The 24,042-nt window shown below is 53.7% G+C and carries 19 protein-coding genes and 1 other annotated feature; of the genes, 6 read left to right on the forward strand and 13 right to left on the reverse strand.

The window, feature by feature from the left end; genetic code table 11:
• Window positions 1-92 precede the first annotated feature (92 nt).
• The 6 genes from holA to ABIE48_RS21890 all read right to left on the reverse strand — a co-directional run bounded on the left by holA (window position 93) and on the right by ABIE48_RS21890 (window position 7,852).
• Window positions 93-1,112: a DNA polymerase III subunit delta gene (holA, locus tag ABIE48_RS21865; protein ID WP_192715725.1), complete on the reverse strand. Its 1,020-nt coding sequence runs from the start codon at window positions 1,110-1,112 to the stop codon at window positions 93-95.
• A 377-nt stretch (window positions 1,113-1,489) separates the two neighbouring features.
• Complete coding sequence (locus ABIE48_RS21870) at window positions 1,490-2,743, reverse strand: zf-HC2 domain-containing protein (RefSeq protein ID WP_192715726.1); 1,254 nt, start codon at window positions 2,741-2,743, stop codon at window positions 1,490-1,492.
• Window positions 2,740-3,288, reverse strand: a complete 549-nt coding sequence (locus tag ABIE48_RS21875) for an RNA polymerase sigma factor (protein WP_076169765.1) — start codon at window positions 3,286-3,288, stop codon at window positions 2,740-2,742. The genes ABIE48_RS21870 and ABIE48_RS21875 overlap by 4 nt, the downstream gene beginning before the upstream one ends.
• Window positions 3,289-3,652: 364 nt before the next feature.
• Window positions 3,653-6,352: a ComEC/Rec2 family competence protein gene (locus ABIE48_RS21880; protein WP_192715727.1), complete on the reverse strand. Its 2,700-nt coding sequence runs from the start codon at window positions 6,350-6,352 to the stop codon at window positions 3,653-3,655.
• Between the two features lie 197 nt (window positions 6,353-6,549).
• On the reverse strand, window positions 6,550-7,068 hold the full coding sequence (locus ABIE48_RS21885) for a deoxycytidylate deaminase (protein WP_076169763.1): 519 nt from the start codon (window positions 7,066-7,068) through the stop codon (window positions 6,550-6,552).
• A gap of 106 nt (window positions 7,069-7,174) precedes the next feature.
• Complete coding sequence (locus ABIE48_RS21890; RefSeq protein WP_260869331.1) at window positions 7,175-7,852, reverse strand: ComEA family DNA-binding protein; 678 nt, start codon at window positions 7,850-7,852, stop codon at window positions 7,175-7,177.
• Between the two features lie 194 nt (window positions 7,853-8,046).
• On the opposite strand from ABIE48_RS21890, the gene comER reads away from it, so the two are divergent.
• Window positions 8,047-8,880 (forward strand): late competence protein ComER, encoded by an 834-nt coding sequence (comER, locus tag ABIE48_RS21895; protein ID WP_192715728.1) that lies wholly within the window; start codon window positions 8,047-8,049, stop codon window positions 8,878-8,880.
• Here the strand turns inward: comER and leuS are convergent.
• Complete coding sequence (gene leuS / locus ABIE48_RS21900; protein WP_192715729.1) at window positions 8,877-11,321, reverse strand: leucine--tRNA ligase; 2,445 nt, start codon at window positions 11,319-11,321, stop codon at window positions 8,877-8,879. The genes comER and leuS overlap by 4 nt on opposite strands.
• 110 nt (window positions 11,322-11,431) lie before the next feature.
• Window positions 11,432-11,667 (reverse strand) — a binding site (T-box leader).
• Window positions 11,668-11,845: 178 nt separating this feature from the next.
• On the opposite strand from leuS, the gene ABIE48_RS21905 reads away from it, so the two are divergent.
• The 3 genes from ABIE48_RS21905 to ABIE48_RS21915 all read left to right on the forward strand — a co-directional run bounded on the left by ABIE48_RS21905 (window position 11,846) and on the right by ABIE48_RS21915 (window position 16,212).
• A complete protein-coding gene (locus ABIE48_RS21905; protein WP_192715730.1) occupies window positions 11,846-14,146 on the forward strand; it encodes a helix-turn-helix domain-containing protein in 2,301 nt (766 codons plus the stop codon).
• Window positions 14,147-14,300: 154 nt separating this feature from the next.
• Window positions 14,301-15,164 carry an AraC family transcriptional regulator gene (locus ABIE48_RS21910; protein WP_192715731.1) on the forward strand — a complete coding sequence of 288 codons (864 nt, stop codon included), beginning with the start codon at window positions 14,301-14,303 and terminating at the stop codon, window positions 15,162-15,164.
• A 73-nt stretch (window positions 15,165-15,237) separates the two neighbouring features.
• Window positions 15,238-16,212 carry a phosphotransferase enzyme family protein gene (locus ABIE48_RS21915; protein ID WP_192715732.1) on the forward strand — a complete coding sequence of 325 codons (975 nt, stop codon included), beginning with the start codon at window positions 15,238-15,240 and terminating at the stop codon, window positions 16,210-16,212.
• 13 nt (window positions 16,213-16,225) lie between these two features.
• Here ABIE48_RS21915 and ABIE48_RS21920 read toward each other — a convergent pair whose 3' ends face one another.
• Window positions 16,226-17,062, reverse strand: coding sequence for a helix-turn-helix transcriptional regulator (locus ABIE48_RS21920; protein ID WP_192715733.1), 837 nt, complete (start codon window positions 17,060-17,062; stop codon window positions 16,226-16,228).
• Between the two features lie 117 nt (window positions 17,063-17,179).
• Here ABIE48_RS21920 and ABIE48_RS21925 point away from each other — a divergent pair, with 117 nt between their 5' ends.
• Window positions 17,180-18,022 carry an NAD-dependent epimerase/dehydratase family protein gene (locus ABIE48_RS21925; RefSeq protein ID WP_192715734.1) on the forward strand — a complete coding sequence of 281 codons (843 nt, stop codon included), beginning with the start codon at window positions 17,180-17,182 and terminating at the stop codon, window positions 18,020-18,022.
• Between the two features lie 80 nt (window positions 18,023-18,102).
• On the opposite strand, the gene ABIE48_RS21930 is transcribed toward ABIE48_RS21925, so the two are convergent.
• On the reverse strand, window positions 18,103-19,716 hold the full coding sequence (locus ABIE48_RS21930; RefSeq protein WP_192715735.1) for a type 2 periplasmic-binding domain-containing protein: 1,614 nt from the start codon (window positions 19,714-19,716) through the stop codon (window positions 18,103-18,105).
• A 424-nt stretch (window positions 19,717-20,140) separates the two neighbouring features.
• Here ABIE48_RS21930 and ABIE48_RS21935 point away from each other — a divergent pair, with 424 nt between their 5' ends.
• The gene (locus ABIE48_RS21935) at window positions 20,141-20,299 is read left to right on the forward strand and encodes an asparagine synthase (RefSeq protein ID WP_076169753.1); all 159 of its coding nucleotides are present in this window, start codon (window positions 20,141-20,143) and stop codon (window positions 20,297-20,299) included.
• A 128-nt stretch (window positions 20,300-20,427) separates the two neighbouring features.
• On the opposite strand, the gene ABIE48_RS21940 is transcribed toward ABIE48_RS21935, so the two are convergent.
• From ABIE48_RS21940 to ABIE48_RS21955, 4 genes are read right to left on the reverse strand one after another with little or no spacing between them, the layout of a single operon-like run.
• Entirely contained in the window at window positions 20,428-21,300 is an 873-nt protein-coding gene (locus ABIE48_RS21940; protein WP_397351440.1) for a PhnE/PtxC family ABC transporter permease, read from the reverse strand.
• Window positions 21,297-22,103 (reverse strand): PhnE/PtxC family ABC transporter permease, encoded by an 807-nt coding sequence (locus ABIE48_RS21945; RefSeq protein WP_234489371.1) that lies wholly within the window; start codon window positions 22,101-22,103, stop codon window positions 21,297-21,299. Before ABIE48_RS21945 ends, ABIE48_RS21940 begins: the two co-directional genes overlap by 4 nt.
• Window positions 22,075-22,863: a phosphonate ABC transporter ATP-binding protein gene (phnC, locus tag ABIE48_RS21950; protein ID WP_145157999.1), complete on the reverse strand. Its 789-nt coding sequence runs from the start codon at window positions 22,861-22,863 to the stop codon at window positions 22,075-22,077. The genes ABIE48_RS21945 and phnC overlap by 29 nt, the downstream gene beginning before the upstream one ends.
• Window positions 22,864-22,911: 48 nt before the next feature.
• Window positions 22,912-23,970, reverse strand: coding sequence for a phosphate/phosphite/phosphonate ABC transporter substrate-binding protein (locus ABIE48_RS21955; RefSeq protein ID WP_192715736.1), 1,059 nt, complete (start codon window positions 23,968-23,970; stop codon window positions 22,912-22,914).
• Between the last annotated feature and the right edge of the window lie 72 nt (window positions 23,971-24,042).

Consider the following 24,042-nt stretch of genomic DNA (forward strand, 5'->3'; position numbering starts at 1 on the left):
ACTCGAAGGAATGAATAATAAAATAAAAAACACCGCCCTTACGCTCCAAAGCGTAAAAACGGTGCCTCTTTCACAGCTATTCAATTGTTCCGCTACCCCGCCAGTCTGAGCAGGAACAGCTCCAAACCGAGCACTTTATCAATAGCCCCGGTCTTCATCTGGTAATCGAGATCTCCGAGCCTGCTGAGGATCGCCTTCAGCTGGTTCGGCTGAAACTTGCGCGCCTGCTCCCCGGCAATCTTGACCGCATAAGGATGCAGTCCCAGTTGGGAAGCGATTTGCTGCTGCGAATAGCTTTGGCCGCCGAGGTCCTTCACCTGCAAAATAATGCGGAATTGGCGGGCGATCAGCGCGGCGATTTTGATCGGCTCCTCCTTCTGCTTCAGCAGCTCATAGAAGATGCCCAGCGCCTGATCCAGCCGCAGATTGGCGATCTCCTCAACGAGGGCAAATACGTTCTGCTCCGTGCTCCGCGCCACCAGCCGGTCCACAATGTCCGTCGTCACGGTGCCGCCGCTGCCAGCATACAGGCACAGCTTGTCCACTTCGGCTGCAAGCGTCTGCAGCTGTGTGCCCGCGTTGCGGACCAGCATCTCCGCCGCCCCCGTGGCGAAGCTGCATTCGCGCTGCTTGGCCTTCTTCTCGATCCACCGCAGCAGCTCGTCGCTGCCCATCGGCATAAAGGAAAGCACCGTGCCGGCGCTTTTCACCGCCTTAACGACCTTTTTGCGCTCGTCCAGCTTCTCGTTGTTCACCAGGAAGATCAGCACGCTGTATTCCGCCGGATTACTTATGTATTCGAGCAGCGATTCCATGCGGTGTTCGACTTTGCCTGAATCCTTTCCTGCAGTAAATACGGAAGCATCCCGGACAAAAATTAGCTTTCGCTGCACCATAAAAGGAATCATCTCGGCCTCTTCCACCACTTCCTGGATCGGGGTGTCGGCCAGATCATAGTGTACGATCGCGAAATCCCTCTCCTCCTTCTGCAGCAGCTGGTCCTCCATCAGTGAGGTAAATTCATTCATCTGGTATTTCTCGGTTCCGTACAGGAGGTAGACCGGCGATACATCACCCTGCCTGATCGCTTTCACCGCCGCCTTTACATCCATTGTTGCTCCCCCTTCTCTCTATCCATGCCCATTGATATCTGCTAATCCCGTTCCGCAAGGTACATCATTCCGATGCCCCGTCCATCCGGCCAAAAAAAGCGCTACACCCATTTTACCAAAAACGGCGGGGAAGAAAAACAGGTCTCCCCCCGGCAGGCCGAATTACGGGTCGCGCAACAACAAAAGGACCCCTGCTGTTCGCATAAGGTCCCTTTGTTCCAGCACATCTATTATAAACACCAGCGTGAAAAGCTCTAGAAACTTAACCGCCGGTGGTCATACGACGTTTTGGATCCTGCGTAGTATAACCTATTCCATATCTCTATCATGTGTGCATCATGAGCAGCACATTTTTTTATGCTTTGTCATCAGGCGGCTTACGGTGTGGAGCCGTCCTGTTTGCCCACCTGATACGTCTGGCTTACCGTCGAGCCGCTGGCATCCGTGGTCTGGTACGTAAACACGGTGCTGTCGGCAGACCACACGCCCGATACCCACGTTCCCGGCAGATCAAGGGAACTTACCTGCTTCGAGCTTCCGTCCGAAGTTACGCTGTAAATGACCAGCTTTTTGTTTTCGACAGAGGCCGCATACTGACCGTCAGGAGAATAGAACTTGTTCGAATCTTCCTTAGGCTTAATGGCCATAATGCCCATTTGTCCCGACGTGTCGCCTTCTTGAGATCCGTTAACCTCAGGGGCAGTGCTATCGGCCGCTTGACCACCGTCTCCATTCGGAGGAACGATGTCCTTCTGAACCTCATCCCCCTTCGGAGGCGGGCTCTCCGTGTCGGTTGGAGCGCTTAGCGTCGCCTGGCCCCCATCCCCTTCCTGCTTGCCGGTGCTATTGTCAGCCGATTCGGTGGACCCGGCTTTGCCGGCATTGTCCTGGCTGCCGGTGTCCGCTTTCCGGCTGGTCTCCTGATCCTGGGCCGGAGTGTTGGACGAGTCCTGCTGCTGAGCATAGGTCTGGGCTTCCTGGCCTGTGGCCTTGTCGCTAGACGCTGTGTCGCTGCCGCCAATCTGGCTCTCGCTGAGCTGCGAAGGATCCGATGATGCCGGCGTTTTCTCATCTGAAGGACCCTGTGCGGGCTCGGAAGAACCTGTATCTTGTTCGACAACATTGCTCTTCGATTGTTCAGCGCCTGAGGTCGCCGCCGCGTCCATGCTGCCTGCCTCGTTGGAGGCTGCCGTACTAACAGGCGGCTCTTCCGCCGTAGATAGTTGCTTCGGATTGTAATTCAGCACCGCCACCCCAAGAATGACTACAGCCGCAGCGCCTCCGAGCGCTGTACGTCCAGCTACCGTATTCCAGAACTTGCCCTTGCGGGCCGGACGGGACGGAACAGGTACCATTTCGGCTGGCGCCGGCATTTCTTCGAGCGATGCGCTCTTCTCGTGGCGCGCCTGATCGATCGCATCCAGCTGAGGCATGATGGCATCGACGAGACTGAACTTAGGCGTTACTTTTGGCAAATCTTCGAGGTCTCTGGACAACGATTTCAGCAGCCGAAAGGTATCCGCACACTCAGGGCATGTCTTCAAATGTTCATAGAGCTTTACGGTTTCCTCTTCGTCCAAGTCGTAATCCAAGTAACGGTGCATCCACTCCACCACCTCTGGACACTTCATCCTGATACACCACCTTTCTGATGCTCTTGGAGCATGTTCTGCAGCTGCTGTCTGGCCCTGAATAAATAGGATTTCACCGTATTCAGCGGCAGGTTGAGACAGTCAGCGATTTCATTGTAGGAGAAATCCTGCAAATATCTAAGGACGATCACAGTCCGGTGATGATCCGGCAGTTGATTGATGGCCTCCTGGATGTCCTGGGCCAAATAAGAGGATAGAACCTCTTTCTCAACATTCTGTTTGTCCTGAAAAACGAGCTCATGTTCGTCGATCGAAACCGTAGGCTTCGTCCGCCGGAACTTGTCGATACAGATGTTCGTGACGATCCGCTGTATCCACGTTTTAAACTGTGCCTTCTCTTCATAGGAATCGATTTTGGTATAAATCCGAATCAATGCTTCCTGGGAAGCGTCGAGCGCATCCTGCTCATTATTCAGAATATAAAAAGCTGTCCTGTAAACATGTTGTTCAATTTCTCTTAATAGGGTGATTAGAGCGTCGCGATCGCCCGATTGAGCGGCTCTGATGAGTCCCTGCTCTACCACAAAGGATCCCCCTCTCCCTGCAATCTTACAGACGTGTAAGACCAGCAAATTGTTGCAATTTGTAACCACATTTTTAAAGTTGCTGAAAAGGCAGGCCCCGGGAGTGCTTGCCATTCCTAAAAAAACCGGATATAACCTTCAACCGAAAGCGGTTTTTTCTTCTGCTTCGATCCACCCGTAATCGTTTTGTTAAATCTGCTTCCCGTAAAAATCCGGAAGGTATGTACGTCAAGGGTGACACCACCGTTTTACTTCATCTCTGCTGATGAAAACCACAATTAAGAATACCAAATTCCAGAGGCGGAGTCACCTGAAGATTCTGCGGCCAACTTCATCATTCTAAGCGTTTTTCATAGACAAATCATTACGATTTTGTTATCAGCTTGGTTCTGACACGGATTTTCCCGGATTTTACCGAAAATTGGATTTCCCCCTGCAGATCGGTCCTGTAAACGGCCGCTCCTTCCTCGGAAATCCGCTGCAGCACATCGGCATGCGGATGGCCGTACAGATTGTTCACGCCGGCCGAAATCACGGCGGCTGCGGGCTTCCACCGGCTCAGCCATTCCGCCGAACTGGCTGTCTTGCTGCCGTGGTGCGCAATTTTGATCACATCCACGGGTGCTTCCAGCAGCCCGCCTGCGGTTTGCAGTGCACGATCATCGATGGCTTGCCCATGATCCGCCACCGCCTCACCAAGCCGGCCAGAGTCCAGTGTCTCAAGAATCTGCTTCTCGGACGCCTTGTCCATATCTCCGGTGAACAGGAAGCGTCCCCCGTTCATTTCGAGCAGGAACACGACCGAGTCATGGTTCTGGTCCTTGACGACCGGCAGCGCCTCCTGATCGGTCTGCGACAGGATCGGGCCGAGAAAAACCAGCTGCGTCCGGCCGTCCGGGGCATAGTTCATTCCTTGGTGAATGGCATAAATCGGAATATGCTTGTCTACGGCGGCAGCCATCAGCCGATCAAAAGCAGCCGTACCGGCCATCGTCCCATTGAATAAAAACGCCCCGACCGGAATCTGTTCCAGCACCGCCTGCATGCCTCCGGCGTGATCTTGGTCCCCGTGTGTTACGATGACCGCGTCCAGCCTATGGATTCCCCGCTTCTTTAATAATGGAACGAGAACCTTGGCGCCGACCTCAAACGGCTGCTTCCGCTCCTTCCACCCGTCCTCCGCCTTACGGAAGCTGACGGTTCCGCCCCCGTCGACCAGGAGGTGCTTTCCTTGCGGAGTCGTGATCAAAATGCTGTCACCCTGCCCCACGTCCAGCACCTGCACCGCTCCTGCCCCGCGGAAGTGCTCAGGCTGGTATCCCGCGTACAGAAGAACGATGAGTATGCATAGTCCCCCAAGCGCTCCAGCGGCAAGCCGGGTTTTCGTCCGGGACGGCAAAGCCGCTTCCGGCCGGCGGGCTGCAGGGGGCACACCCAGCGGCACGGTCGCGTCCGGCTCCACTGCCATCTGCCGCCGGCTGAGCGACCACCCTTTTCCGGAATAGAGCAGCCCATAAAGCGCTATAAAATAGGAAGCAATCCAAACCGACGAAGGTGACTTCCAGATCGTCACGAATTGCGGATACCCGTTCATCCATTTCACCAGCCAGAAAGACAGATCGTCCAACCACTCGGCTGCCGCCGCCAGCATCTTGCCCCCGGGCAGCCATAGCGAACCGATAAGCAGCGCCACCGTCCCCACAGGGAGAACGAGGAAGGTAATGAAAGGAACGAGCACAAAATTGGCCGCAAACGATAGTAAAGAAAACTGATTGAAATAATAGATCGTCAGCGGAAAAGACACGAGTTGGGCAATGAGGGTAACGCCGACCGCACCGGCGATTTTGGACGGCAGGAAGGACAGCTGCGGATGTATCAAGGGAACATAGACCATCAGGCCTGCCGTCACGAGAAACGACAACTGGAAGCTTACGCTCAGCAGATAATATGGATTCCAGAGCAGCATGAGCAGCGCCGCCGCGCTGAGGATGTTCAATCCGTCCTTCAGCATCCCCTTTCTGGCTGCATACAGCCCGATCATGCTCATAATCCCCGCCCGCACGACGGACGGACTGACACCGGACAGAAGAACGTACAGGGGCACGAGCAGCATGACAAGCAGCAGCGATTTTTCACGGGAGAGGCGCAGCAGGGAAAAGATATAGAGCAAACAGCCAACGTACACGGCGACGTGCATACCCGAGATTGCCAAAATATGAGTCAGGCCCAGTTGGGAGAATTCTGCGTAGGTTTCGGGATCCAGATCGTCTTGAAGCCCAATGATCAGCCCCTTCATATAACCGGCATGAGGTTCCTGAAAAATCCGGTCGATCATTCCGCTCAAGCTGTTCCTCGCCTGATCGTTCCAGCGCAGAAGAAGGGTCATGCCAAAGCCGGACGGAGCTGAAGCCTGGACATTGGAGGCACCGGCGGCTTTAAACAACCAGTGAATTTTCTGGGTCACCAGGTACTGACGGTAATCGAAGCCGCCGAAGTTCCGGGCGCTCTGCGGCTGCGTGAAGCTGCCGGAAATCCGGACCCGGTCCCCCCGCTGCCATTGGCGGGCAGCTTCCTGCTCCTGCCGACTTTTTAGCTTGACCTGTACCATGACCTTTTCGGACACCGTACGCTCGCTGCCCATACTCGTTCCGGCATCGCGTGAGTTGGGTTTACCGCTGGCTGCGGTCCCGCCGATAGGTACCGCTTGCCGAACGCTCATGACAAAATCGGCTCGGTCCCCGTCGACTTCGACGGCGGAGGCGATCATGCCTGTCATTCGGACACTGGCTCCGTCCATTTGGGCAGCATCAGCCGCCTGAAGGGCTTCGGGAAGCTTGGATATATTTGCGGCTTCCTGCAGCTCCCAATACGCTCCCGACGTCGCCAAGGCGCACCAGATGATGATCACGGTCCGGAGGAAGTCTCTCCGGTACATACCGAGCGCTGCCAGCAGCAGCGATGCGCCTGCGAGCAGGAGAAGCAGCCTTGAACCCGAACAGGCATACGCTGCGCTGCTGCCGGCGATCCAGCTTACCGTGAATACGATCAGCGGTCTTTGTTTCATATCACACACTTCCCTTCTTTACATATAGGCTTCCGACGGTTTCTCAAGCGCACTTCGCCTGCGCCTTCTTTACGGAAACCAAAAAAGGACCCCTGCCGGCAGCTGAGCTGCGGACAGAGGTCCTTCCCCTAATGATGGTTTATTCCATATTTCCGAATATTCCTGAGTAACCGTATGTTCAGTCTTACCGCCAATTTTTAATCCGCCACCGTCATCACCGTTTCCCGTGGCGGCTCATAGACGGGCAGCCGGCGGAAGGTAATGCCCTTCTGCCGCATCATTTCCGTCACCTTCTCCGTATCCTTAGGATACGGACGGTGATACACGATCTCGGTCACGCCGCTGTTCGCCAGCATGTTGGCGCAGGTCCAGCAGGGCTCGTCCGTAACATAGACGGAGCTGCCTTCCCGGTCGATGCGGTCGGTGAACAGCAGCAGGTTTTGCTCGGCATGAATCGTCCGGACGCAGCGCTGCTTTTTCACCATTTCCTGCTTACCGTCCACGTCCACAAGCTCGTACTCCTCAGCGATCATGCACCCCGCTTCCGAGCAGTCCGGCACGCCCATCGGCGCTCCGTTATAAGCGGTGCCGAGCAGCTTCTTCCCTTGAACGAGCACGGCTCCGACATGGCGCCGGGAACAGCGGGAACGCGTCGATACCATATATGCAATATCCATAAAGTATGTGTCCCAGTCTTTTCGGGTATCAACCGTCATGAATCCATCACCTGATTTCCGTAGAATGTGTACATATTGTATCACAAGAAAAACGTTTACCGATATACCTACATAGGAGACAAGCATTTAGCGCCTAACGGATAACCTACAGCTGTATGTACGGCTTCATTTTTTCCAGCATTTTGGGTCCGATGCCTTTGACCTTGTCCAAATCCGCAACCGATTTGAACGGTCCGTGCTGATTGCGGTATTCCAAAATGGCTTTGGCCTTGGCCTCACCGATTCCTGGAAGATCGGTCAACTCCGTTAGTCCTGCAGTATTGACGTTGACCTTTTTGCCCTGCGCTCCGGCATCTGTCTGCGAACCGGACTCCGCGTCGGCCGAACCTCCAGCCGGTGGCTGCTCGGACGAAGTTCCTGCCGGCCCTGAAGCCGCATTCGCCGCAAGTCCAGCGTCAGAATAGGTGCTTCCGTTTGCCGCTTGGCCCGCCGCCGCTTCATCCCCCGAACTCTGCGCTTTATCTGCCGTATTTCGGCGTTCATTCGCCTGCGCGGATCCCGAGGGTACGGAATCCTGTTTGGCAGCCGGGTTGGCGTCCTGCTTAGAACCTTGCTCCTGCTTTTGTTTGTCATCCGCTGCCGCGGCGCCTTTAGGCAATTCGCCTGCCGAACCGCCCGCTTTTTCGTTCAGTACGCTTTCAACCCTGCCGTTGAGCGGCTGCCACTGCTCCATGCCGCTGCTTGTATGAACTCCTGACAGCAGAATGGCCCCGCTTCCCAGCACGGCACAAACGATGCTGACGACTGCCGGTATTCTTTTCACAACATAACACCCCGATTCTATGAAATGACTTGTAATCACTCGCTGTCGGTCCATAGATGAAGTACAGAATAACATACACTGAAAATTTATAACTCTATAATGCTGAATTAGCCGTCATGGTGGCCAAGTTATAGCGCATACACTAATGGGAACGATCATGTCGTTACTGCGAAGCACGAAAGGAGGGAACCTATATGAAGGTAGGATTTATCGGAACCGGCAGCATGGGCAGCCTGCTGCTTGAGGCCCTGATTGATTCGGGTTCGCTCGCTCCAAACCAGGTCTATGCCAGCAACCGTACCCCCGAGAAGGTTATCCGGCTCCAGCAGCGACACCCCGGACTGCATGTATGCACCAGCAACGCGGAAACCGCACACAACAGCGATCTGATCTTTTTGTGCGTGAAGCCGCTTCAATTTAAAGCGATTCTGGATGAAATCGGGAGCACGCTTCGGCCCGATCAAATGGTGATATCCATCACGAGTCCGGTGCAGATCCATCACCTGGAGTCGGCTTTGTGCTGTAAGGTGGCCAAGATCATTCCGAGCGTGGCCCACCGCGTTCAAAGCGGCGTCTGTCTATGTATGTATGGCAGCCGGATAAAAGAGGAAGACAGGCAGCTCATCGAGCATCTCCTGTCTCCCATCAGCAAGCCTATCCTCATCGATGAATCCTTTGTCAGGATCACATCGGATTTATCCAGCTGCGGGCCTGCCTTTTTAAGCTTTTTTCTGGATCAGTGGATCAACGCCGCCGTAGAAACGACCGGCATGGACCGCGGCGAACTGACGTGGATCGCCGGGGAAATGCTCCTCGGTACGGGTAAACTGCTGACGCAGGGCGGCTTTACGCCCCATGAACTGCAGAAGCGGGTAACCGTTCCCGGCGGCATTACCGCCGAGGCGCTTGCCCTGCTGGACAGCAGCTTAACCGGCGTCTTTCACCGTCTGATCGCCACAACCCACGGCAAATATAAAGAGGATCTGGAAAAGTGTGACGCCCAGTTCGGCGGCCCCGGTGCCGATTAGTTCGCGACGATGTTTACAAGCTTGCCGGGTACTGCAATGACCTTACGTACGGTTTTCCCGTCAATGGCCTGCTGCACGTTCTGCAGCGACATGGCGTGTTCCTGCATGGCTTCCTGGCTCATATCTTTGGCGATCATCGCCCGCTGAACGATTTTGCCGTTGACCTGAATGACGATTTCGACTTCCGATTCCACAGTCCAGGATTCGTCATAGGACGGCCACGGTACGTAAGTAATGCTCTCCTGATGGCCCAAACGCTCCCAAAGCTCTTCCGCGATGTGCGGAGCGAGCGGCGACAGCATCTGCACGAAGTTCTCGATCGCTAGACGCGGCAGCGCATCCGCTTTGTAGGCTTCGTTGATGAAAATCATCAGCTGGCTGATCGCGGTGTTGAAGCGCAGATTCTCCAGGTCGTCGGTCACTTTTTTAATCGTTTTATGCCATGTCCGCTTGAACTCATCGCTGCCATCGCCGTCCGTAATTTTGCTGCTAAGGCTGCCGTCCTCGCTGACGATCAGGCGCCACACGCGGGAGAGGAAGCGGTGCGCGCCTTCCACGCCGTTCTCGTTCCAAGGCTTGGTCGCTTCCAGAGGCCCCATAAACATTTCGTACACGCGCAGCGTGTCGGCACCGAACTGCTCGACGATTTCGTCCGGGTTAATGACGTTGCCGCGCGATTTGCTCATTTTCTCATTGTTTGTTCCCAGAATCATGCCTTGGTTGATCAGCTTCTGGAACGGTTCCTTGGTCGTGACGACACCGAGGTCGTACAGGAATTTATGCCAGAAACGGGCATACAGCAGGTGAAGCACCGCATGCTCGGCTCCGCCGATGTACAGATCGACAGGCAGCCATGCCTCCTGCTTCTCCGTCGAGCACAGCTCATCCGCATTATGCGGATCGATGTAGCGCAGGTAATACCAGCAGCTGCCGGCCCATTGCGGCATCGTATTGGTCTCGCGGCGGGCTTTCATGCCCGTCTCGGGATCGATCGTCTCCACCCAGTCGGTGACGTTGGCCAGCGGCGACTCCCCTGTACCCGACGGCTTGATTTGATCCACATCCGGCAGCAGCAGCGGAAGCTGATCCTCCGGAACGGTCTTCATCGTGCCGTCCTCCAGATGCAGAATCGGAATCGGCTCGCCCCAATAACGCTGGCGGCTGAACAGCCAGTCACGCAGGCGGTAGGTTACCTTGCCCTGGCCTTTGCCGTTCTCCTCAAGCCACGCGATCATTGTAGCGATGGCTTCTTCGGTGTGCAATCCGTTCAGCGGGCCCGAGTTCACATGCTCCCCGTCCCCGGTGTAAGCTTCCTCCTGCACATTTCCGCCTTTGACCACTTCCACGATGTTCAGGCCGAATTTCTTGGCGAATTCCCAGTCGCGGGAATCATGTCCCGGCACCGCCATAATGGCTCCGGTTCCGTAACCTGCCAGCACGTAATCCGCAATCCAGATCGGCAGCTTCTCGCCGCTCACCGGATTGACGGCATAGGCTCCGGTAAACACACCGGTTTTGTCTTTGGCCAAATCGGTGCGCTCCAGATCGCTCTTGCGGGCTGCCTGCTCCTGGTAGGCCTTCACCGCATCCTTCTGTTCAGGCGTCGTAATGCGCTCTACCAGCTCCTGTTCCGGAGCGAGCACGCAGTAAGTAGCGCCAAACAGCGTGTCGGGACGGGTCGTAAATACCGTCAGCTTGGCGTCATGCCCCTCGATCTCGAACTGCACTTCAGCGCCCTTCGATCTTCCGATCCAGTTGCGCTGCATATCCTTCAGGCTTTCGCTCCAATCCAGGTCATCCAGATCTTCCAGCAGCCGGTCGGCATACTCGGTAATCTTCAGAATCCATTGGCGCATCGGCTTGCGGACGACCGGATGGCCGCCGCGCTCGCTCTTCCCGTCGATGACTTCCTCGTTGGCCAGTACGGTACCGAGGGCTTCACACCAGTTCACAGGCACTTCGGCAACATAGGCGAGGCCGCGTTTGTACAGCTGGATGAAAATCCACTGCGTCCATTTATAATATTCCGGATCGGTCGTGCTGATCTCGCGGTCCCAGTCATAAGAGAAGCCGAGCGACTTGATCTGACGCCGGAACGTGTTAATGTTCTTGATCGTGATTTCCCGAGGGTGCTCGCCCTTATCCATCGCATGCTGCTCCGCCGGCAGGCCGAATGCGTCCCAACCCATCGGATGCAGCACGTTATAGCCCTTCATCCGTTTGAAGCGGGAGACGATGTCCGTCGCCGTGTACCCTTCCGGGTGGCCGACATGAAGCCCGGCTCCGGACGGGTAAGGAAACATATCCAGCGCGTAAAATTTCGGCTTTTCAGGATCCTCTGTCGTCTTGAATGTGTGATGCTCATCCCAATACTTCTGCCATTTCGGTTCAATCACCTTGTGCTGGTAGCCCTGGCCTTGAACCTGCTCTTGGTTACTCATGCTCATTTGCCTCCTAAAATGCGCCCGCTGCCCGCCCGTTATTCCGGGACGGCACGGCGCTCGTCTTTCATGTTTGCAACAAAAAAACCTCTCATCCATAGCGTATCATCGCTAGGGACGAGAGGTTTGATTCCCGTGGTACCACCCTAGTTAGCGGAGGACATGCTTTATCCCCGCTCCCTTTGCACCCTTAACGCGGGTGAATCGATGATCCTTGACGCGTTCTGCACGCGCTTCACATCATAGCTCAAAGGCGAGTTCATCCCAAATCGTCAACCGGCTTGCACCCACCGCCGGCTCTCTGTATGACATCCCTGGAACTAGTACCCCTTATCATCGCTTCATTTGCAGTTTTTCATGGTTGAAACATTGAACCATATTATATATAAAAAAATCCATCGAGTCAACGTATCCAGCCTGGCGGACAAGCCCCGCTTTTCCCGCCAAAAAACCCGCCAGCCGGAATTATTCCATGTCCGATAGTGAATTTTTTGTTATGATTGAACCAAAGGGAGGCGGAAAGTTTGAAGCGTAACTTCAGAAGGTACTTGAAATCGAAGCTTTTTTTGAAATATATATGGTCTTATCTGTTTATTTTGCTGCTTCCTCTCGTTTTTGTAACCGTCTTCATCTATCAAAGCGCCGCGGGCAACCTCCGGGAGGAAATCGAGCAAAGCCATCTGAACCAGCTGACGCAGGCGGAAAGCATCGTCGACGGCCGGATGAAAGAGCTCGGCGACATCGCCTCAAGGATCGCCTACGACGACCGCCTGATCTCTTACCGGGTCCATGATCCGTTCTATTCCCGGGAGGCGATTGACGCCCTGGATCAATATAAGTCCACCAGCTCCATCATCGGAGATGTATTTTTATATTTTCATCAGGATGACCGGATTTACTCCTCGCAGGGGCTTAGCAGCCTGGACGTGTTCAGCGAGAAGTACATATTTCAGAATTGGTCCAAAGACAGCCTGATGGGCGATTTGAACGACGTGTCTTTTCCCACAATGCGTCCGGCGGACCGGGTGATCCGGGGCACTTACAGGCAGCAATCGCTGCTTGCCTACCTGGTGCCGATTACGCCGAACAGCCCGAATCCCCACGCAACGGTCATGTATTTGATCGATGAGTCGGAGCTCACGGGTCTGATCGACTCCATTCTGGGCAGCTACAAGGGGCTGGCGTACATTTTCGACAACCACGGACAGGTGCTGGCCGCCAACAATCACGGTGAAACGATCAACGGCCTGGACACGGGACATCTGTTTTCCCTCGATCCGGGCATTCACAGCGTAGAGCTGGGCGGAAAAGCGCATTCCGTCGTGTCCACCAAATCGGACATGAACGGCTGGACGTATGTGACGCTGATGCCGAGCGATCAGTTTTTCAGCAGCGTGCTGCACATCCGCAGCTTTATCATCATGCTGTTCAGCATCGTGGTACTGGCAGGCATCGGCATCGCCCTGCTTCTGGCCCGCAGACAATATCACCCGATTTCGGCCCTGGTCGATTTCGCCAATTCGAAGTCCAGAAACGACCGGGGAACGGGAGATGCGCTCCTTCCGGGCAATGAACTTGAGCATATCCGCTCCGCGCTGCAGGAATACAGCTCCCGTGCCGATCTGCAGGAACCGTACGCCCGGAACCATCTCCTGCTGAGACTGCTCCAGCAGGGAGAAGACCGGGAGCTCGAGCCGGATCTGCTGGAAGCCTTTAATATCCGGTTTGACCGTTCGCAGTTTTTTGTCATCGCCATGGAACGAGGCGAGCTTGCTGACCCTTCCCAGGATTACCAGGATTGGCAGACGCTCGCTTCCCTCCTAGCCGAAGTGGACATCCCCGGGCTCCGGGCATCCGCTTACAGCGTGGAGCTCCCGCGCCGGGACCAGATGGCCCTCATCGTCTGCTTTGACCCGCACCCGGCGATGGAGAGCTTCATTCATATGAGCCGGATCGTCGATGCCGTCCGCAGCAATATCCTGGAGGCGTTCGACTTTAACCCCATCATGGGGGTCGGCACCGGATATTCACATGCGGGGCAGCTTAATCAGTCGTTTATCGAAGCCTGCTCGGCGCTGGAATTCCATACCCCGTCGGAAAAGGGCAGTATTACGTTCTTTGAAAAACTGGCGCCGGCGAGCGAGGAAGCCTTCTGGATTCCGAAAAACGTGCTGCTGAAGCTGTCCCAAAGCTTGAAACAGGGCAGCCATGACGTCTCTGCCCACATGATCGGCGAAGCGATGATGAGCCTGAAAGAGGGCAGCCCATCACCGCTGCTCTCCCGCTGCATCTGCTTTGACATTCTTAATACGATGCTGAAGACCGCTTCGGAGCTTGGCATCCACCATATTACGCAGGAGATTCCGACCAGCAGCGCTTTTCAGTCGCTGGATGAATTCGAGGGGCAGCTCAGAAAGCTGGCCTCCCATATCTGCACGCAGGTACAGCAGGAAACCAAGCATAAGGAGAGCTCGCTAAAGGACCAGATGCTCGGCTATATAGACCAGCACTTTATGGATCACAGCCTGAGCCTGGAGAGCCTGGCGGATCTGTTTGAAATATCACCTTCGCATTTCAGCCGGACGTTTAAGGAAAATGTAGGGCTGAACTTTACCCAGTACATCTGGCAGAAAAGGATGGAGGAGGTCAAACGGCTGCTCGTGACGACCCAGGAACCGCTCAAGGAAATCATCGGCAGGGTCGGGTATGCCGACACCCCGAATTTTATCCGCAAGTTCAAAAAGGAAACCGGCTATACCCCGGGACAATTCCGCAAGCTGAACCATCCGGACGGCGTGTTGCTTGGCGAAATGCTCCAGGACTGACAACGAACAGCTGATTTGTTCAGCTGTTCGTTTTTTCTTTTAGGAACTGCAGCGTATGTGGTAAGGCAAGACGGAAAACCTGATATTTCTGTGCATGGAATGCAAGGCTTTATTTTCGGTACTCCATATAATTAATGTTGAAGGGATGATCTGTATGGATTGGCTGAAACGCATGAATCATGCGTTGGAATACATCGAAGCGCATCTGTCGGAAGAGATTGACTATGACCAAGTGGCAGGAACGGCCTGCTGCTCGGCTTACCATTTTCAACGCCTGTTTTCGTTCATCACAAACGTTTCGCTGTCCGAGTATATTCGGCGCAGACGGCTTACCCTTGCCGCTTTTGAACTGCAATCCGGTGGTGTAAAGGTGATCGATATTGCACTGAAGTATGGTTACGAATCACCCGAGGCATTTTCCAGGGCGTTCAAAAAAATGCACGGTGTCATGCCAAAGGCTGCGCGCGACAACGGTGTGTCGCTTAAGGCTTATCCTCGGTTAACCTTTCACATTTCGATTCGCGGAGATGTCGAGATGAACTATAGAATGGAAGGAAAACCTGCCATTGAAATGTTCGGTGTTTCGACTGTGATCCATGCCGACGGCGAGAATCCGTTTATCGAAATACCCGCGTTTTGGCAAAAATGTATTTCCGATGGAACCGTCAAACGAATCCGCGCTGCCGCAGGTTTAGGCGAACACGGCCAGCTCCATGCGGTTTTATACAACAAGCAAGTAGAACAACTTTCGTACATGATCGGTTACTTTTTACCCCAAAGCGGCTTGCCTGGAGGATTTGAAAAGCTTCAAATTCCCCCTCAGTCTTATGTGATTTTTTCAACCGGAATCAATCCGAGTGGACAGAATGACATTCATGGTTTGTGGAGGCGGATCTGGGGCGAGTGGTTTCCAAGCTCTCATTACGAAGCTGCAAACGGTCCCGAATTTGAAATGACTTACGATCGCGGTAACAACATGTACGAAATGGAAGTTTGGATTCCTGTCGTTAAGCTGTAGTTCAGCTCTAGAGCGCAGTATCATATCAATCCCCCGGTGTTAGGGGCTATTTCCTTTAGAAGGTGTGAATCGAATGGATCTTGCAATCATCGCGCAGCATGCGCTTGCTCAGTACGATATAAATGCTGTATCCGTGTCGCCCGTAGCACAAAGCGGTGCCGCGGTTTTCAAAATTGAAGATCATCATGGGCTGCTGTACAGCCTGCGTGTTCACAAAACTAAAATCAGTACGCTTGAAACCATGTGGACGGGCCGGGATGTACTGGAATCTGAGCTGGTATGGCTGGATGCGCTTAACCGTGATACCCATCTCACCCTCCCTGTGCCAAAACGTAATCGGCTGGGTTCTTATGTTACACAAGTGGACGATATAAGTTGTACGATGCTCAGTTGGGTGGAAGGCGAGCAAAAACAATACTTTACCAGCGATCAGGAATTGAAGTCCACCGCTGAAATGACGGCAGCTTTGCATCAGCATGCCAGTATGTGGCAGCCCCCTTCGTCTTTTATCCGTCCAACGGTTCATCGTGAACGCACACAGAATGCTCTGGATCTGCTCAAGCAGCAGGTGCGGGAAGGGTTATTAGATGCACATGATGTTCACATTCTTGAAGCCGCCGGGGAAAGAGCGATGGCTTTGCTGGACACACTCCCTAAAAACAAGTTGACTTGGGGTGTATTGCACGGAGATATCGTTCCTCCCAATATCGTGTTTGCAGATGGGGCTGCCCATCCCATTGATTTTGGCGCGTGCGGATTCGGTCCTTTTCTCACTGACCTGGCCATCACATGTACCTTTATTCATCCCACTGCCAGACAACAGTACATAGACTGGTACGGAGAGCACTTTCCGCTGCCCAATGAGTATGTGGCCCAAATCGAAGCATTATTTATTTCGCTCGTGCTAATCGGGATGAGGAACGCTCTTGGTATGCCTGAATCGAAGCATGGATTGCCGACGCATGCGAAAAAGTGTGCTTCCCGCGAATTTGGCAGGTATGTAAATGGGGAAGGTTTTTTATTTACAGGCACGCCATGTTGGGAATGAAACGCAAATAGACTTATCCATTCTCCAGATTGCTCATTAGACGTTGCAGACGCGCAGCCGTATCCGCTGAAGCTGTATAAATCATAATCTTCACGTCCGGATTGGCTGACGATTGCAAGGTCACATGTTCAAACTCCATCTCTCCGATTCGAGGGTCGTACCTTTGCTTGTGGCGATCCGTTACGGCCTGAACGTCATGCAGCGGCCAGAGCTCGCGAAACAACGGGCTGTTCTGCATAAATTCCTCAATAAGCTCTTTAAACCTCGCATCATTAGGAAAATGCGCGTAATCTGCACGAAAGTGTGCAATCAAGACCTGTGCTCTGGATTCCCAGTCCTGTATGTCCGATCCGAGCTTGGCATCCATTAAGAGATGTCTCATCCAATTGGGTCTCAGCTGCATATGATTTGAAAGCGGCGGGATTCGAAAAACGATCTCAGCTGCTTTGTTCCACAGCAATAAATCCCAGTATCTTCCGATTACGAATGCCGGATTAGGATCAAGCGCCCTTATTACCCGTTCCAAACCAATATTTAATTGCTGATCTTCTACCTTTTCCTGTTGCAACGGTCTTGCAAGAAGATGGAGATGGTGGCGTTCATCCTCCGTCAAGCGCAGCGCTTTGGCGATGTTATTAAGTACGTCCTCTGATGGATTGACACTTCTGCCTTGTTCCAGTGAGGTATACCACGACGTTCCAATATGGGCAAGCTGGGCAACTTCTTCCCTTCGAAGGCCCGAGGTCCGTCGTCTTCCATAGGATATTAACCCAACATCTTCTGGTGTAAGACGTTCTCGCCGCGAACGCAAAAATTCACCTAATGACATTCCGGAAGAAGTCCCTTCCATGGTTAATTCCTCCTTATCCTGACACTTCCAATCGTACGATAAACTCAGGAAGGTAGCTGCTGGCTCATTCTATTATACTGCCGGTATACCGTTTAAAAAACTTAGGAGGATATGAAAATGAACCTTTTCGTAACAGGAGCCACAGGTAAAGTAGGAAGCCGTTTTGTTCCGCGTATGTTACAGCGCGGTCATCACGTTAAATTGTTGGTTAGGGACGCTGCCAAGGCGGATTGGCTTCAGCGGCAAGGGGCTGACGTTGTAGAAGGCGATCTTTTGCAGCCGGACAGTTATGTTGACGCTCTCCGGGGCACGGATGCAGTGGTTCACTTGGCAGCACAGTTCCGTGGTGTGGACGAAAATACCACCAGAATATCAAACATCGATGGCAGCATAGCTCTAGCTCGCGCTGCGCTCATGGCGGAAGTGCCAAGGTTTGTTTTTTCCAGCACCAATAATGTGTACGGTTCCGGGCAGCATTCGAGACCCAACCGTGAAGATGACGAGCCTAGGCCTGCCTTTCCTTATCCTCAATCCAAAGTTGAAGCCGAAGCAGCACTGCTGCGGCTTCATCGCGAACAGGGATTAGGGGTGCGAATTCTACGGCTTCCTTTTGTCTATGGCGATCGCGATCCCCATATCGCGGAATTTCTGCCGCTATTGCGTAATTGGAATCCAGCCAAACGATTCTCTATGGTGCATCATGCGGATGTAAGCCAAGCCCTGATGCTCGCAGCTTCCACACCAGGTATTGATGGCCGAATCTACAATGTTGGCGACGATGCCCCGATCTCCGTTGCGGAGCTGCTTCAGCTTCATCATAGCGAAATATCGTCCGAAGCGCTGCAGCAGGATTTTGATCCATGGGACATGGTCGTCGATACAACGCGTATAAGAGAAGAATTACACTATCGACCGATTTACCCGTCGTTCTATTCGGCAAGGGATGCAGGTGCGATATAAATCAGTCCCCATTTATCAAAGAAAGGCCGCCATATCGGCGACCTTTCTTTTTTGTGCATTGACATAACTCACTGGCTGATCTACTTGGACTCCTGACCGTCCCAGCGGTCATAGGCAGCCTGGTAGATTTCTACAATGCGGTCTCCGCCCATTTTCTTCACCTGGGCTTTATACTTGTCCCAGTTCGACAGCGCCTCCTGCCCGGTTACAAACTTGGCTTCCATCTGCTCGACGTAGTTGTTCAGGTCCGACAGCAGCGATGTCACCTCGGTTTGTTCCTCTTCCGTCAGGAATACGTTCGGATACGGCACTTTGACATACGGCAAAATTTTCTCCTGGTTCTCCTTTTCGACCCACTCGTCGATGTCGGAACGCAGTCCCTTGCTCACTTCCGGAAGGCTGACGCCCGGCGTCGTGATGCCATAGTTCGGAGTCAGCTTGCCGCGGTAGTTTTCGCGGTCGCCTCCATCCGGTACCGGAAGCCATTCTTTGACGTGGTTTGCCTCGTCTTTGTATTTCCACAGCACGCCTTCCGGCCCCTGGTTGAACAGCGTAGAACCTTCATAACTGTACTGGTAGTCAACCCAGCGCATCGTTGCCTCCGGAGCAGGGTTGGTGCTCGAAATGGCAAACGTTCCGTTCTTCGAAATTCCCGAATTCTTGGCCACCACCGGCGAGTCCGGAAAGCCCGTTTTCAGCGGCTCCATGAATGGGTTGTCGGTGTTCGGCTCACCGCCCAGCATAAAGTACGGCAGCCAGTCGTTAAACAAAGCCACCTGATTGTTTTTGCCCTTGGCCTTCTTCTGGTCGTCGGTCTGGGAGAACGTTTCATGGTCAAGCAGTTCGTCCTTCCACAGCCGGTTCAGAAAGGTCAGATACTCCTTGAACCCTTCCTCCTGCGGCGTGTAGTGAACTTTCCCCTGCTTGTCGGCATAATACACCTCGTCGTAGATGCCCCAGAAGCCCAGCATCTGCACGCGGATATCCTTCAGCTTGGTCGACGTGAGCGGAATTTCGTCCGCCTTGCCGTTGCCGTTCGGATCCTCGGTCTTGACCCGTTTCAGGTAATCGTACAGCTCGTCCGGCGTTTCCGGAAGCTTGGTGACACCGAGCTTCTTGAGGAAGCTTCCGTTATAGTACAGCGGGCTCTTGTACCATACCGCGCCTTTATCCACATAAGGCAGGGCGTAAATATGCCCGTCGGGGGTCGTGATCGACTTTCTGACGTCCGGATTTTCGTCCAGCAGCTTCTTGATGTTCGGCGCATATTCATCAATCAGCTTTTCCAGCGGAATCAGCGTTCCCTGACTTCCGTACGTCACCTGCTCAGCCGGCGTCAAAGCCGAAGCGTAGAAAATATCCGGCAGGTCGCCGCTCGCAAAAATCAGATTTTTCTTTGTCTCGAAGCTGTCGACCGGAACCGTCTGGAATGTGAGCTTGATGTTCGTCATTTTCTCCATCTCTTTAAACACCTGCATCGTATCCCACTTGGCGCTGCCCACGTCAGGCGCAAATACCGACAGCGTGATCGGCTTGTCGACGATCGGGAAGCCCTCCTTGTGTACACTATCCGCCGAGCCGGAGGCTTGACCGCCGTCCCCGCTATCTTTCGAGCCGGAACCGCATGCGGCCAGCAGCGAGACGACCATGGACAGGCACAGTACGATGGCCCAAGGCTTTAAACTTTTTCTCATCAGATGATTCCTCCTGTTCATTGTTGTGCGCGGCTTTACGTTGGCCCTTCGGAGTTTCCCCCCTTGAATTCGGACTAAAGCCTACTCCACGCTTTTTCTCCGCAGCTCTGGGTAAAGTTTTGTACCAGTTGCTGCTGCGCTTTGTTTGTTAGCGTTTACAAAAAGTGTAGTAACAGGCCGGTTTCGCGTAAATATGTTATTTTTGATATGTTGAATATGTATACAATCTCCAATGTTTAACAGGGATGCGGGAAATAGCAGTGCTAAGCCATTGTATAGCAAGTATGTCAAATATGCCATTGGGAAAATCTACATATCGGCCTGAATTCCGCCCCCACCATGTTAGCCAACGGTGAATAATTCGACGGACGGTAAACAAAAATAACCCTTGTCTATCCAAACCAACAGCCAAAGGAGTGTCGTCATGCGTGAAGGAATGATTCCTGCCGTTCTTGGAACTGTAGTTACCGCTTCCGGCGCCGCACTGCTGGGCAGCAAGTATAAGCTTGCCGCCACGGGGATTGTCGGATTCGGTCTGGCCCACATCGTACTGGGTGCGATCGATCTGATCGAACACCGGTAATCCGTTTGGAGGACCGTCCGCAAGCGTTACGCGCTTCGGACACAAAGAACCTTGGACATTCCCTGTCCAAGGTTCTTTATTTGTGCAGGCGGCCGATCCCAAATGGGACGCACGCCTTGCGGCTGCTGTTATTTTCCCTGCATCAGCTTCCGCTTTGCACGATTTGCGGCGATTTCCAGCAGAATGGCAAAGCCCAGAATAAAATAGGTGATCGCTCCGATTTCCTGCAGATCAAAGTAAAAGCCGCTGGCCATAAACATATCATAGCCGATCCCCCCTGCCCCCGCGGCCGCTCCCATGGCAACCGCCACAGAGAAGTTGATTTCGAACCGGAGCAGCGTCCAGGACATCAAATAGGATAAGGAGGACGGAATGACGGCTTGGAACACGATTTGCCACCAGTTCGCACCGCTGGACTTCAGCGCTTCGATCGTGCCCTTGTCCATCTCCTCAAAGGCTTCCGAGTAGGCTTTGATCAAATAACCGATGGAGTGAAAGGTCATGCCGATGACGGCGGCGACGCTGCCAAGACCTGCTGCGACGGCAAAAATCAGCACCCACATGACCGTAGGCACCGCGCGGATGAACGCGACCAGGCCTTTAATGACGGCGGACGCGATCGGCGAGGACAGGTTGCGGGCCGAGAACAGGCCGAGAAACAGCGCAATAACCGCTCCGAACAAGGTGGCAAGAAAAGCAAGCCCCAGCGTAATCAGCACTTCGAACAAAGCCGCGGCAAAGGTGAAATGGTGCAAACGGGGCTGCAGAAACATCGTCTTCAGGTTCAACAGCGTGGCGTAGATGCCTTGAAAGACCTGGATCCCTTTGTAGTCAAAGCTGACGAAGGCGAGCACGGTCAGCAGGCTTAGCCCAATGAGGGTCAGCCTGATCGTTAAAGCGGTCTTGCTAAAAGGCTTCTTAAGCGGGATGCCCGGAAGTCTTCGGTCCGGACGGAGATGGAGCTCGGCGGCAATCATCTTGTCGACGGCCTCGGTGCTCATCCGATCATCACCTTTCGGATATTATTCGAGGTGAATTCGATGACCAATATTGAGATCACGATCACGAGTACAATCAGACTGGCCGCGTTGTAATCGAGATTCTTATAGTACAGATTGAACAGGAACCCAACCCCGGTGCCGGTCAGAATCCCGATCAGTGTCGCGTTGCGGATGTTCGTTTCGATCATGAACAGGATCCAGCTGATGAGCTGGGGCAGCGCAGCCGGGATGACGGATTGGCAAATGACGGAGATATAACCGGCCCCGGTTGCCCGCAGCGCTTCCGCCGAATGGCCTCCCGTCTCATCGATGGACTCCAGGAAGGCGCGGGTCAAAAACCCGAACGAGCCAAAGAACAAGGCGAAATAGCCGGTCATTACGTTTTGCCCGAAGGAAAACAGAAGGATCATCGACCACGCGGTGACATCGATATTCCGGAATACGGTTGCGATCGAACGGCTGGCCAGCTTAATCCCGGCATGGACGCCGATCGTCTGGGAGCCCAAGAGGGCAAACACGAACGCAAACACTGAAGCGACGGTTGTAGCGGCGATGGACATCAGCAGCGTTTCGACAAGCGTGCGGAGAACGTCTGGAAACTTGGCCAGAGATTCGGCATTGGGATAAAAATGGGTGACGCCCCAAACCAATGCGCCCGGGATGGAGCTCAGCCCCTGGATGAAATCATACTGGGTCAGTACGGCTGCAACATAGGTTACAAGCAGAAGCAGCCCCCAAAACAAATACGCATGCCTACGTTTGGCCGTGAAGTAGTCAACCTGCTTGCGTCTCGCCTTGATCAGCACGCGTCTCTCTCCTCTCGCTTCCGTAAATTCGCTGGAGTTCTTCGGATGTCATTTGTCCCGGCGTTCCGTTATAGACGATTTTCCCTTGATTGACCCCGATGATCCGGTCGGAATATTTCAGAGCGGTCTCCACCTGATGCAGATTGACGATGACGGTGATGCCCAAATTCGTGGAGATGTGCCTTAAATGATCCATGATCACCTTGGATGCATTCGGGTCCAGGGAAGCGATCGGCTCATCGCAGAGGAGCATTTTGGGCCCCTGGATCAGCGCCCTGGCGATGCCGACCCGCTGTTTTTGTCCCCCGCTGAGCTGGTCGCAGCGCTTGTAGACCTGCTCTTCCAGGCCGAGAATACCGAGAATTTGGTACGCCTGCTGCTTCTCCTCTTCACGGTACAGCCCCAGCATGCCGGCAAGCGTGGATTTGTAGCCGAGCCTGCCGTGCAGGACATTTTCCATCACGCTCAGCCGGTCTACCAGGTTGTAGTGCTGAAAAATCATACCGATGCTCGTCCGCATCCGCTTCAGCTCTTTCTTGCGAAATTCCAGCACATTTTTGCCTTCGATGCAAATTTCTCCGCTGCTGGCATCGATCATCCGGTTAATGCACCGGAGCAGCGTCGATTTCCCGGCTCCCGAGGGGCCGATGATCGACACAAATTCCCCGCTCCTCACCGAAAAGCTTACATCCGTTAATGCCCGTGTTTCAGATCCATACTGCTTGGACACATGCTTGAATTCCAATAACGCAGTCATCGTACACCTCCAGGCGGTTTGGTATGGAGTTCATATGCCGGCTGCCGGTTATTTGGACAGCTCGCGGATGGGTTCGAACCAAGCGTCGTCGACCGGCAGGAACCGTTCATTCCCGCTTTTTTGCTTGAACAGCCCGCTGTCTTTGGAATCTTTGGGAAGGAAAATTTTCGGATTATGCGTCACGTCATCGGAAGTAAACGCCTCGGTAATCTTCTTCTGCTCATCCTCGCTCACCGTTTTCGTGTTCGCCACAAACGGGGAATTGAGGACCGGTGTCACGGAAATCACCACAAACTCTTTTCCGGAGAGCGTATTGAAAGGTTCAGCAGCGCCATCCTTTACTTTATAGACAGCCCCGGGTTTGTTGGCCGTTCCGTCCGCCAGCTCCACGTAATTGGATACGCACGTATCGCAAAACGCGGCGACGTCCGCCTTGCCGGTCAGCAGATTCACCGCCGAACCCTGATGGGAGCCGCCAAACAGGACATCGCTGAAAAATTTATCTTTGCCGCCCTGCATCAAATCGTCTTCCTTCAAATCTTTGTACTTGTCCATCTTTCCAAAATAGCTGATGATGCCTGCAGACGGCACCTTGAACCCCGAAGTCGAGCTGTTCGATACAAAGGAGAATTTTTTCCCGGGAAGAGGGTCAATCGTAAATCCGTCCCCGTTTTTAAACTCGCCTTCGTCGCCTTTCCGAACGTTCAGCCAGGAATAATATACGGCGTCATCCAGCGTACCCGATTCCCCGCTGTTGGTGAACAGCGGCTTCACGTCCTCGGTCTTGTTTCTTGCTTCCACATAACCCTGAGGACCCATATAGGCCAGGTCCGCGCTTCCGCTCGCAATCGCCTCAATGGCGATGTTGTAATCGGTCGTCATCTTATGCTCCACTTTTTTGCCTGTAGCCTGCTCCACGATCTTTCCGACCTCGTCGCGCGCATCTTTCAAATCCGCTGCGGATTCGTTCGGATACCACACGATCGTCAGGGTGCCCTTGTCCTTCGAGCCGCCAACGTTCAGTCCTAATGAAGCCGCTCCTGAAGAACATCCGGCAATGGTCACGGCCAATATCAGCATCAAGAAAAGTGAAATCGATCTTTTCATGGTTTCAGCGCCCCTTTTTCCTTGGATAATGGGATACAATTTCATGATGAAGATGAACGGTCAGCAGAAGAT

The sequence above is a fragment of the Paenibacillus sp. OAE614 genome, from assembly GCF_040546645.1.
Taxonomy (GTDB): domain Bacteria; phylum Bacillota; class Bacilli; order Paenibacillales; family Paenibacillaceae; genus Paenibacillus_AQ; species Paenibacillus_AQ favisporus.